Origin of the sequence: Algibacter sp., from assembly GCF_049667265.1 — a bacterium.
Classification (GTDB): Bacteria; Bacteroidota; Bacteroidia; order Flavobacteriales; family Flavobacteriaceae; genus Algibacter_B.
Genome location: NZ_JBATHX010000152.1, coordinates 1 through 11,636, shown reverse-complemented (window position 1 = coordinate 11,636; position 11,636 = coordinate 1). Strand labels below are relative to the sequence as shown.

General features: G+C 34.3%; 9 protein-coding genes. 6 read left to right on the top strand and 3 right to left on the bottom strand.

Features of this window, described 5'->3' with window-relative positions; translation table 11 throughout:
• The 3 genes from WBN21_RS05565 to rpsL all read right to left on the bottom strand — a co-directional run.
• The coding region (locus WBN21_RS05565; protein ID WP_424198291.1) for a GTP-binding protein at positions 1-253 on the bottom strand (253 nt) is incomplete at its 3' end.
• 6 nt (positions 254-259) lie between these two features.
• On the bottom strand, positions 260-736 hold the full coding sequence (rpsG, locus tag WBN21_RS05560; RefSeq protein WP_034043281.1) for a 30S ribosomal protein S7: 477 nt from the start codon (positions 734-736) through the stop codon (positions 260-262).
• Positions 737-756: 20 nt separating this feature from the next.
• A complete protein-coding gene (gene rpsL / locus WBN21_RS05555; protein ID WP_008269190.1) occupies positions 757-1,131 on the bottom strand; it encodes a 30S ribosomal protein S12 in 375 nt (124 codons plus the stop codon).
• Positions 1,132-1,377: 246 nt separating this feature from the next.
• Here rpsL and WBN21_RS05550 point away from each other — a divergent pair, with 246 nt between their 5' ends.
• From WBN21_RS05550 to WBN21_RS05525, 6 genes are all read left to right on the top strand, one after another.
• Positions 1,378-3,003: a POTRA domain-containing protein gene (locus WBN21_RS05550; protein WP_424198290.1), complete on the top strand. Its 1,626-nt coding sequence runs from the start codon at positions 1,378-1,380 to the stop codon at positions 3,001-3,003.
• 117 nt (positions 3,004-3,120) lie between these two features.
• Positions 3,121-6,273: a SusC/RagA family TonB-linked outer membrane protein gene (locus WBN21_RS05545; protein ID WP_424198289.1), complete on the top strand. Its 3,153-nt coding sequence runs from the start codon at positions 3,121-3,123 to the stop codon at positions 6,271-6,273.
• A 12-nt stretch (positions 6,274-6,285) separates the two neighbouring features.
• Complete coding sequence (locus WBN21_RS05540) at positions 6,286-7,725, top strand: SusD/RagB family nutrient-binding outer membrane lipoprotein (RefSeq protein ID WP_424198288.1); 1,440 nt, start codon at positions 6,286-6,288, stop codon at positions 7,723-7,725.
• 13 nt (positions 7,726-7,738) lie between these two features.
• On the top strand, positions 7,739-8,542 hold the full coding sequence (locus WBN21_RS05535) for a hypothetical protein (protein WP_424198287.1): 804 nt from the start codon (positions 7,739-7,741) through the stop codon (positions 8,540-8,542).
• Positions 8,543-8,563: 21 nt separating this feature from the next.
• Positions 8,564-9,427, top strand: a complete 864-nt coding sequence (locus WBN21_RS05530) for a hypothetical protein (protein WP_424198286.1) — start codon at positions 8,564-8,566, stop codon at positions 9,425-9,427.
• 156 nt (positions 9,428-9,583) lie between these two features.
• On the top strand, positions 9,584-11,636 hold a 2,053-nt coding region (locus WBN21_RS05525; protein WP_424198285.1), incomplete at its 3' end, for a PA domain-containing protein.

The following is an 11,636-nucleotide window of genomic DNA, read 5'->3' as shown; positions in this document are numbered from 1 at the left end:
CTTTAGAATCATCTGTTGGTTCTCCATTTAATCTTGGAAACACCCATTCACAAGTTGTAGCAGCAGACGTAATTGTAATACCTCTTTCTTGCTCTTGCTCCATCCAGTCCATTGTTGCAGCACCATCATGTACTTCTCCAATTTTATGAGAAACTCCTGTATAATAAAGAATACGCTCTGTAGTAGTGGTTTTTCCTGCATCAATATGTGCAGCAATACCAATATTTCTTGTTAATTTTAAATCTCTTGCCATTTCCTATTAAAATCTAAAGTGAGAGAATGCTTTGTTTGCTTCTGCCATCTTGTGAGTATCTACTCTTTTCTTAACAGCCGCTCCTTCTTCTTTAGCTGCTGCTAAAACCTCTGAAGCTAAACGTAATGCCATAGATTTTTCGTTTCTTTTACGTGAATAGCTAATTAGCCATTTCATTGCTGTCGAAACTTTACGGTCTGGACGAATTTGCATTGGAATTTGGAATGTTGCACCACCAACTCGACGACTACGTACTTCTACGTGAGGCATCACATTTGATAAAGCATCTTTCCAGATTTCTAAAGCTGTTTTTTCTTCGTCAGTTTTTTTTGAGTCTACAATGTCAATTGCATCGTAAAATACTTTAAAAGCTACCGATTTCTTTCCATCCCACATCATCATGTTAACGAAACGAGTTACTAACTGGTCGTTAAAACGTGGATCCGGTAAAAGCGGTCTCTTTTTTGCTGCTCTTTTTCTCATGTCTTCTTCTTAAAGTTTAATTACTTCTTAGGGCGTTTTGCACCATACTTAGATCTACGTTGTGTTCTACCTGCAACACCTGCTGTGTCTAAGGCACCACGAACGATGTGATATCTAACTCCTGGCAAATCTTTTACCCTTCCACCTCTAACCAATACTATCGAGTGCTCTTGTAGATTATGTCCTTCTCCACCAATGTATGCATTAACCTCGTTACCGTTTGTTAAACGAACCCTTGCTACCTTACGCATTGCTGAGTTAGGTTTTTTAGGAGTCGTCGTGTAAACACGAGTACACACACCACGTCTTTGCGGACAAGAATCTAAAGCAGCCGATTTACTCTTCTTGGTTATTTTGGCTCTTCCTTTTCTTACTAATTGCGAAATTGTTGGCATATATATTATATATAAATTTTATTATCCTCTTTTAAGAGGGCTGCAAAGGTAGAAATTAAAATGAATATTTCAAACCCTAATTGGTTAATTTTTAATAGTTTTCAAAAATAATATAATTCTCTATATTATAAGCTTGGATTTTCCGTTAGATTTACAGAAAAAAAAGTAGTTATAAACGTGCAAAAAACTTCCTTTATACTCCTTATTATATATGTGCTTTTTTCATCGAAAGGGTTTTGTCAAAATTTGACATTAAGAATCGATAGTAAAATTGATATAGAAACAACTATTATAGATTCCATTGGGTATTTTAAAAGTCATAAAGATTTTTTATCAATAAAATATGAAGCAGAATCTTTTCAAAACACACTTTTCCGCTTGGGATATATTGAAAATAAACCTGAAGCTTTAAAAAAAATAAACGATTCCACTTACTATTACGAAATTCAGCTAAAAAACAAATTCAAGTCCTTATATATATACTACAATCAAACCGAAGTAGATTTAGCTATTTTAAAGTCCATCTCTAAAGAAGTATTTGATGATTATTTTATTTTAAATTTTACCGAAGTTGAAAACGCACTTCATATTATCAATACTGGAATAGCAAAAAAAGGATTCCCATTTTCTAAATTAAAATTGTCAGACCTAAAAATAAAAGATTCAATAAATATAGAAGCTCATTTAATTACCGATAATACAAAACAAAAAAGAACTATTGATAACATCATTATTAAAGGCTATGAAAAATTTCCACGTTCATACTTAAAACACTTTCTAAAAATTAAACCAAAGCAAGTTTTTAATTTAAACACCATTCAGAATAAAACAGAACAATTAAAAAATTTAAACTTTGCAAATGAGCTTAAATCGCCTGAAGTTTTATTCTCAAAAGACTCTACAACCTTATATCTATATCTTGAAAAAGCTAGAAGTAACAATTTTGATGGCTATTTAGGGTTTGGAACGAATGATGAAACCAACAAATTAGAATTTGACGGCTACCTTAACCTTAATCTGACCAATAATTTAAACTTTGGAGAATCATTTAGACTTTTATACAAGAGTGATGAAAACGATCAAAAAACGTTTGAAACTAATATTTCATTACCTTATTTATTTAAAACCCCTATTGGCGCCGATCTACTACTAAGAATATTTAAAAAAGATACCTCGTTTACAACTGTTAATCAATCAGCCAAATTACATTATCAAATAAATTCAAAAAATAAAATCTTTGCAGGGATTGTTTCCACCGAGTCTAACAATCTACTTAATGAGCCTAGTAGTTCTTTAATTTCCGATTACAAAACCCAACATTACACCATTGCATTTCAATTTTTAAAACTCCAATCAAATAACTTACTTTTTCCACTTAAAACTGAATATTACTTTGAAACTGGTTTTGGCCAAAGAAAAACCACTTTTGAAAAAATTAGTCAATCACAATTTACTTTAGAAGCATCGAATATGTTCGAATTAAACCCAAAAAACAATATTTACATAAGAGCTACTGGTTCTAATTTAATTTCAGATTCATATTTCGAAAATGAACTTTTAAGATTTGGTGGCATCAATTCCATAAGAGGTTTTGAAGAAAATAGCATTTTCGCCTCACTTTATGGCGTTTTAAATTCAGAATACAGACTAAAATTAAACAACTCCATTTATATCCACAGCATTTTTGACGCTGGCTATTTTGAAAACAAAACTATCAACACTAAAGAAAAACTATTTGGATACGGTTTTGGGTTTGCAATTCTTACAAAATCTGGGCTTTTACGATTCAACTATGCAAATGGCAAAAATGAGAATACACCATTTAAACTATCAAATTCTAAAATACACCTCAGTTTGACCTCTAAATTCTAGCTTCAAATTATCATTTTCTTAAAAATTCGAGCTTTTTATCAAATTTTAACCATTATTTATTGTTTTATTAACTTTATTTTATGATTTTTGGCATTGACTAATTCAAATAATTATAAAATGAAAACAAAGTTTAGTGGAATTCTAACGCTATTACTAGCGTTTGTTGTGCAGCTATCGTTTGCACAAGAAAAGACAATTTCAGGTATAGTATCAGATGGTTCTGGTTTACCGTTACCTGGAGCAACAGTCTTAGTAAAAGGTACTTCATCAGGTACATCTTCAGATTTCGATGGAAAATATTCAATAAACACGAATCAAGGGAGTACCCTTATATTCAGTTTTGTTGGTTATACAACCAAAGAAGTTAAAGTAGGTGCATCCAACTCTATTAATGTTACTATGCAAGAAGATGCAGAAGCATTAGAAGAAGTGGTTGTTACTGCGTTAGGTATCAAAAGAGAAGAAAAAGCTTTAGGTTATTCTACTCAAAGTGTATCCTCTGAGGATATCACAACTGTTAGAGATGCCAACATTGTAAACTCTTTAAGTGGTAAAATTGCTGGGGTAAGTGTTACTAGTGCTTCTGGTGCCGTTGGTGCTGAAAGTAGAATAGTAATTAGAGGTATTTCTTCTATTAGTGGAGATGCTCAACCTTTAGTAGTAGTTGATGGTGTTGTAATGGATAACACGTCTTATGGTGATTCCACAAATTCTGGTGGTAATAGTACACCAAATGGTTTAGCCGATTTAAATCAGGATGATATTGCTTCGCTGAATGTATTAAAAGGTGGTGCTGCAACTTCTTTATATGGAATGCGTGGTGCAAATGGTGTAATTGTAGTTACTACAAAATCTGGTAAAAACAATAACAACTTAGGTATTGAATTTTCTTCAAGCGTAAGTATTGAAAATGCCTATGTATTACCTGATTACCAAAATTCTTATGGTCAAGGGCCAAGCTCTACCTATTTTGAATTTACTGATGGTGTTACTGGAGACGGTGGTGTTGATGAAAGTTGGGGTCCTGCATTAGATGCTGGCTTAGAATTCATACAATGGAACTCTGAAAACGGAGAAGCATTACCATGGGTATCTCAACCAGATAACATTAAAAACTTTTTTGAAACTGGACTTACAACTAATAATAACCTTTCATTTTCTAAAGGAAATGAAGATTATGATGGAAGAATTTCAATTGGTTTAACGGATCAAAAAGGTATTCTTTATAATACAGATTTAAAAAAGTATAATTTTAGTGGAAAGGTAAATTTAAATTTATCTGATAAATGGTCTGTAGGCTTAAGTGCTAACTATATTAAAACACATAGTGATAACTTACCTGCTGTTGGTTATGGAGACGCAAACAACCAATTAGGACAGATAGTATGGTCTGGACGTAATGTTGATTGGAATGCTTTAAGAGATTGGAAAAACCTTCCAACAGGATTTGCTGCTGGTGCTGATGTTGCCACTCCAATAAACTGGAATTTAGCTTACAACAACAACCCATATTGGTCATTAGACACGAACACTAATAGTTTTGATAGAAATAGATTGTTAGGAAATTTCTCTGTTAATTATCAAATAAGTGATAAACTTTCTTTTAGTGCTCAAACTGGTATTGATTACTTCAATTCATTAGACACAAAAAAGCGTGCTTTTGGTACATATCAAGATGTTAGAGGTCGTTATGAAGAATTTCAACGTACTAGATACGAAATAAACTCTCAAGCTATTTTAAGTTTTAACACTAATATCGGTGAGGATGTTAAGTTTAATGCTAACATTGGTGGTAACAACATGGTTAACGATTACCATAGATTGCAAATGGTTGCTCCTGAATTACAAATTCCAGGATTATTCAATATTTCTAACACTAGAGATGGTGTAACTCCTGAATTATTCCAAGAACAACAAGATAGAAAAATCAATAGTGTATTCGGTTTTATGGGTATCTCTTATAAAGACTTTTTATTCTTAGATGTTACAGGAAGAAATGACTGGGCTTCTGTTTTACCATTACAAAACAACAGCTTCTTTTACCCAAGTGTAACAGGAAGTGCTATTCTTAGTGATATGTTCAACATGTCAAATGATGTAGTTTCATATTTAAAAGTAAGAGGTGGTTGGTCTAAAACTGGTAGTGCAGGACCATTAGCTCCTTATAGTATCGAACCTAGTTTTTCATTTTCAGGTGAACCATGGGGAACTACACCAGTTGCATTTTTTCCAAGTACTTTATGGAATCCAAATATCAAAAATGAGGATACTGTAGAAAAAGAAGTTGGATTTGAAGCTCGTTTATTGAAAAGTAGACTTCGTTTAGACTTCACATACTATAACAAGGAAACTACAGATGTTATTATGGCAAAAGATATTGACCCATCTTCAGGTAATACTGCTTATTGGGACAACGTTGCCGATATTACAAACAAAGGTATTGAGTTAACTATTGGTGCAGATGTTATCAAAAATGATGATGGATTTAATTTAGGATTCAATGTTAACTTTGCTAAAAACGTTGGTGAAGCTCAAAACATTGATGATGATCCAACAACTAACAATGGACGTGTAGTATTAGGTGGATTATGGAATGTTGATGTTATAGCACAAGAAGGTGAAGCAGTAGGTGCATTATATGGCCCTGCGTTTTCAAGAACTGATGCTGGAGACATTATATATGTTAACGGTATTGCTCAAATAGACCCAACTAACAAAGTATTAGGTAATATTAATGCTGATTGGACCGGTGGTTTAGGAATTAACATGTCATACAAAAACCTTAGAATGACCACATTATTTGATGTTAAGCAAGGTGGTGATATTTATTCTCAAACAAACTCTTGGGGTAAATTAGCAGGTGTTCTTGAAGAAACTATGGCCGGAAGAGAAACTGGTGTTATTGGTGTAGGTGTAATGTCTGACGGTAACGGTGGATATGTTGAAAACAACGTTGTTGTTCCAGCTCAAACTCATTTTGGTTCTACTTATTCTCAAAACATCGCTGAATCTTCAGTTTATGATGCCTCTTTTGTAAAATGGAGAGAACTATCATTAACGTATACACTTCCAGCTAAATTATTTACAAACATAGCTGTAGATCAAATTTCGCTTGGACTTACTGCGAGAAATCTAGCTATTCTTTACAGAAAAGTGCCACATATTGATCCAGAATCTGCTTTTAGTAGTGCAACAGGTCAACAAGGTCTTGAATACGCTCAAATTCCTCCAACCAGAAGTCTTGGTTTTAGCTTAAATGTTAAATTCTAAAAAAAAATGAAAATGAAAAAACTTAAATATTTAATATTACTTTTAGCTATCAGCCCAGTTTTTATGTTTACTGGTTGCGATAGCGGTTTTGAAGAAGTCAATTCAAATCCAAATGATCCAAGTGCGGTTCCTGCTGAATTATTACTTGCAGGCGTTATTAGAGGTACTGGTAATACCGCTGGAAGTGCATTTAACGGTGGAGAAACTGGTTCTTGCTGGGTACAACACCTAGGAAAACCTGTTTACAATACCAACGAATTATATATTCCTAGACAAACAACTATTGATGGTGTATGGCAGAATTTATATACCGTTGTAGCTAAGGATGCATCTATTATGCAGCAATTAGCCAATGATCAAGGGAACAGTAATTTAGAAGGTGTAGCTTTAGTATTAAAAGTTAACGCATTCCAGTTATTAACAGATATTTATGGAGATATTCCTATGTCTGAAGCACTTTTAGGTGATGCTGGAAATATTACACCAATTTATGATGATAGTGAAACAGTTGTTTATCCAGCACTTTTATCTATGTTAGATCAAGCTATGACATTATTGAACGGAACGGGATCGATTGATTCAAGCCAAGATTTAATGTACGGTGGAGATTGGACTAAATGGAAAAAATACGCAGCATCTCTTAAATTTAAAATATTGATGCGTGCTGCATCTGGTGGTTATAATGCTAATGCTCAATTACAAGCTTTAGCCACTTCTGGAAATTTATTTTCTAGTAATGCTGATCAAGCTCAATTAGTTTATCTTTCAGCTGCTCCAAATGCGAATCCTTTTTATGAAACACTTGTTGATGGTGGTCGTGATACAGAATGGTGCTTAGGAGAAGAACTTGTAAACTACATGATTAATTCTAATGACCCAAGATTACCTGTTTACGCTCAAGAAGTTGGTGGTAACGGTTCTGGCGGTGGTTATGTTGGTAAACCTGCTGGTATTAGAGCTATTGGAGACTCTTTCTATGGAGATTCTAATAATGTTTCACTAATTGGAGAAAAATATTTAGAAGCTGAGCAACCTTATTATTTTATGACCTATGCACATTTAAGCTTATTAATGGCTGAAGCTGCAGAAAGAGGATATATTTCAACTGGTACAGCTACTGATTACTTTAACATGGGTATTGCTGCATCTGTAGCCGACAATGGTGTAAGTGGTGCTCCTTCAATTAATTATGCTCCAGGTGCTACAGGTTTAACTCAAATTGGAGAACAATTATGGGTAGCCTTATACATGCAAGGTTATGAAGCTTGGGCAGAATATAGACGTACAGGTGTACCTACATTGCCTTTAGCTATTGATGCGGTTGAAACTAGTATTCCATCTAGATATAATTACCCGTTATCACAACAGTCGCTTAATAATGCAAATTATACAGCAGCTGTTGCAAAACAAGGGACAGATAATTTAACTACACCACTTTGGTGGCAAAATTAAAAAAAAAGAAAAAATGAAAAATTTAAGAAAAATATTATTAGCAATTGTAACCGTGGTTGCATTTGCTTCTTGTGGAACAGACGCTGATACTGTAGCTGAAATAAAAGATGAAGCTGGACTTTTAGTAAATGTCTCTGCTACTTCTAATAGTTCTATTTTAGGAAACCCAGCACCTGGTGTTGATTTAGGAGATGCTGAAGTAACTGTTACTAATGCATATTTGAATATGACAGTTAATCAAACTGCCGGTTCTATTACAAGCTTACAAAAAATAGAAATCGTAAAGTCTTATAACGGTGGAGAAGAAATTTCTTTAGGAGAGAGTACTTCTTTACCTTACAACCTAGAGGTTGCTTCATTAGATGAACTATTAGCCGGAACTGGAGTTGCAGCTACTGATTTAAGAATTGGTGATGTTTTAAACTTTAAAACTAAAATTTATAAAACTGATGGAAGTGTTTACTACTTTAACTCATCAATGGGTGATTATTCTTTAGTTGTAAACTGTGCTTCTAATTTGGCTGGATCTTATACTATTAATTATACAAGTGGTCCTGCTATTTATAACGTTACTGAAGTTTCTCCAGGTCTATATGAAAGTGATCAAATGATAGGATGGCCTACTTCCGGTTATTGGGTAAGGTTTACTGATACTTGTGGTATGATTTCATTCGATATTAACGATTGGAGATTTGCAGCAAGTAATCCTGTTGCTGGAAATGGATTTGTTGATGCTGATGGAAATTTAGTATGGAGTGACATAACCGTAGGTGGCATTGGAGCTATAGGAACAACATGGACTATGTATAAAAACTAATTAAAATATACTTTTAATATTATGAAAAATATAATAAATAAAATTGGAGTATTTGCTCTAGCATGTTTAGCATTCACATCGTGTGAGTCTGAAGATGATAATACTGGGGATTCAGTAATAAACTATTCCCCTGCTACAGTAACTTTATCATCTTCTTCACCAACAATGTTTGATGAAAGTGCTATTAATGCTGATGATGCAAGTACTTTTCAAATTGAAATTACGGCAACATTAGCTTCGGCTCAACCTGTTGATGCAGTAATTGATTTGGTAAAATCTGGAGGAACTGCAAGCTCAAGCGATTATGAAGCTCATACAATAACAATTCCTGCAGGATCTTTGACTGGCTCTGCAACTGTTGACATATTACAAACAGGAGACATTGAAGGTAGTGAGACTTTACAAATAACTGGTAAATCTAGAGCGAACTTTAATGTAACGCCTTATACATTTTCTGCAACTATTGAAAATGATTATATTAATGATCAGTTAGAGTTAACATTATCTTGGGATGGTGCAGCTTCAGATGGCGATGTAACAATCGATTCATTTTGCGACATCGATTTTGATTTAATCCTTTACGATGGTGCATTTGGTTACTTGGGCTATGTTTTAGGATCTTCTGCTTGTCCAGAACACGATTTCTTAAGTGGGTTGCCAGATGGAACGTACTATTTAGTTACAGACCTATGGAGCAATCCTTATTCTGGATTAGGGTTTACTGATACAATTCCTGTTACCTTAAGTTGGGATCAAGAGTTCTTTGACAATTCTGGTTCATTATCAACTGATGCTTATACATTATCATCAGCTGATGGATTAGGTGGCTTAATAGTGGTTTTAGAAGTGGCTAATGGTTATAATTATACACTATCTGCATTTTAATTATATGCTTTATGCATTAAGTCTAAATTGACTATTTAATTAAATAATACAAATTCGTAAAAGCCAGTAATTAATTACTGGCTTTTATTTTGTAAAAACATTAACTATTACCATTTTAATTTTTAATAGAATTAAACTATTTTAGTAAAAAAAAAGATGAAAAAAATTTACAAAATTAGTGCTTTGGCTCTTTTAGCCATAGTTGGAATCATTGGGATTTCAAATAACACTTCACAAAACAATGATAGTATTTCTAAGGCTGAAAGCATTAAAGAAATTCATAAGAAGAACCTGAATACGCATCCCTTTACCGAAACATTAAAACTTTCAAAAGCGGATCGTAAAAAAGCAGGTATTCCTCCAAATAAATATAACGAGGAACAATGGGTTTTAACAATGAATCCAGAATTAGGAAGACCAACACCAATTAAAGTTGCAGAGCTTCAAAAAGAGTTATTAGCAACCAATTTTGCATCTCGTACACCAGGTGATAAAGCTGACAATTTATGGATAGACCGTGGGCCTAACAATGTGGGTGGACGAACTAGAGCCGTAATGTTTGATCCAAATGATGCAACTGATAATACAGTTTTTGCTGGTGGAGTTGCAGGAGGTTTATGGAAAAACACCAATATTAGTAGCCCAAATTCAGAATGGGTAAGAGTTGGAATACCTGAAAATTTAGCTGTTTCAAGTATAGCTCATGACCCAAACAACACAAGTACTTTTTATGTTGGAACTGGAGAATCGTATGTTGGACATACTGATGGCTCTGTAAATGGTGATGGTATTTGGAAATCTACTGATGCAGGTGCAACTTGGACAAATATATTCGGAGGAAATACTGGTGTTAGTTATTTTGTTTCTGCTTCAAACATAACAGTTAATAGTCCTGCTGGAGTTGCAGGCGACTACGAATCTTTTCCAACTGATAATTTCGGTTCAGAAATAACAAGTGTCATTACAGCAGATTTTATCCTTGCAAATGATGCAACTGGGGTTCCAACGGAAGCATGTAATGCTTTTGGGGCTGATGCTACTGGCAAAATAGCAATAATTAGAAGAGGTGACTGTCCTTTCGTTGAAAAAGTAAAGAATGCGCAAGATGCTGGTGCCATTGGGGTTATCATGTTAAACAATGTTTCTGGTGAACCTATTCCAATGGGAGGAGAAGATGCAAGCATCACTATTCCTTCTGTAATGATTACTAAAGAAAATGGTGACCTTATTGAGGCAGCTATGGGAAGTGGTACCGTAAATGGATCTTTAAACCCGGCAAGTGGCGACTTTACTGCTACAATTGTACCAGGTATCCAACATATAAATGACCTAAAAGTTAGAGATAATGGAGGAACATCCGAAATCTATGTTGCTGCCGCAGATGCCGTTTATGGATCATCAAATGCTGTTACAAGAGTTGGAGGTCTTTCTTATGGCTTATACAAATCTACAGATGGCGGAGCAAATTGGTCTGAGATTTCACTTCCACTAACTGCCGATGGAAATAAACATTGTCCAAACGATATTGAAATTGGATCGGATGGTAAAGTATGGCTATCTACGACCAATAGTAAATTATATGGAGACGGTGGTGGAATTATATTTTCATCTACTGATGGAAACACATTTACACAAGCTTATAGCATTACTGATGGCGCAAGAACACAAATTGCGGTTTCTTCTAACCCAGCAAATCCGGGTAAAGTATACGTACTTGCAGAATTAGCCGCTGGAGGTGTAACTATCAGAAAAACAACTTCGGCGTTCGTGCCAGTATTCGCTGTACAAACAAAAACATTACCCAATGATGCGGATACTAATATTGAGGCAACAGATTTTACTCGTGGTCAAGCTTTTTATGATTTACCAATAGATGTTAGTCCAGCTAATGATGAAATAGTTTTTACTGGTGGCATTGATTTATTTAAAACCACAAACGGAGCTACTGCATGGTCGCAAATTTCTCATTGGTATGGTGGTTTTGGATTTCAAGAGGTACACTCAGATCAACATATTGCAGCTTTTGGACATAATGATTCAAACAAAGTACTTTTTGGAAATGATGGTGGTGTATATTACTCCGCTGACGGTGGTACAACTACTGAATCTAGAAACGTTGGCTACAATACTGCACAATATTATACGGTAGCAGTAGGACCAACTACAGCATTCCCTACTGGAGATCATTTTGCAGGTGGCTTACAAGATA

Coding starts and splice junctions, on each gene's coding strand:
- WBN21_RS05535 (WP_424198287.1), top strand. CDS start 7,739: ATGAAAAATTTAAGAAAAATATTATTAGCAATTGTAACCGTGGTTGCA.
- rpsG (WP_034043281.1), bottom strand. CDS start 736: ATGAGAAAAAGAGCAGCAAAAAAGAGACCGCTTTTACCGGATCCACGT.
- WBN21_RS05540 (WP_424198288.1), top strand. CDS start 6,286: ATGAAAAAACTTAAATATTTAATATTACTTTTAGCTATCAGCCCAGTT.
- rpsL (WP_008269190.1), bottom strand. CDS start 1,131: ATGCCAACAATTTCGCAATTAGTAAGAAAAGGAAGAGCCAAAATAACC.
- WBN21_RS05530 (WP_424198286.1), top strand. CDS start 8,564: ATGAAAAATATAATAAATAAAATTGGAGTATTTGCTCTAGCATGTTTA.
- WBN21_RS05545 (WP_424198289.1), top strand. CDS start 3,121: ATGAAAACAAAGTTTAGTGGAATTCTAACGCTATTACTAGCGTTTGTT.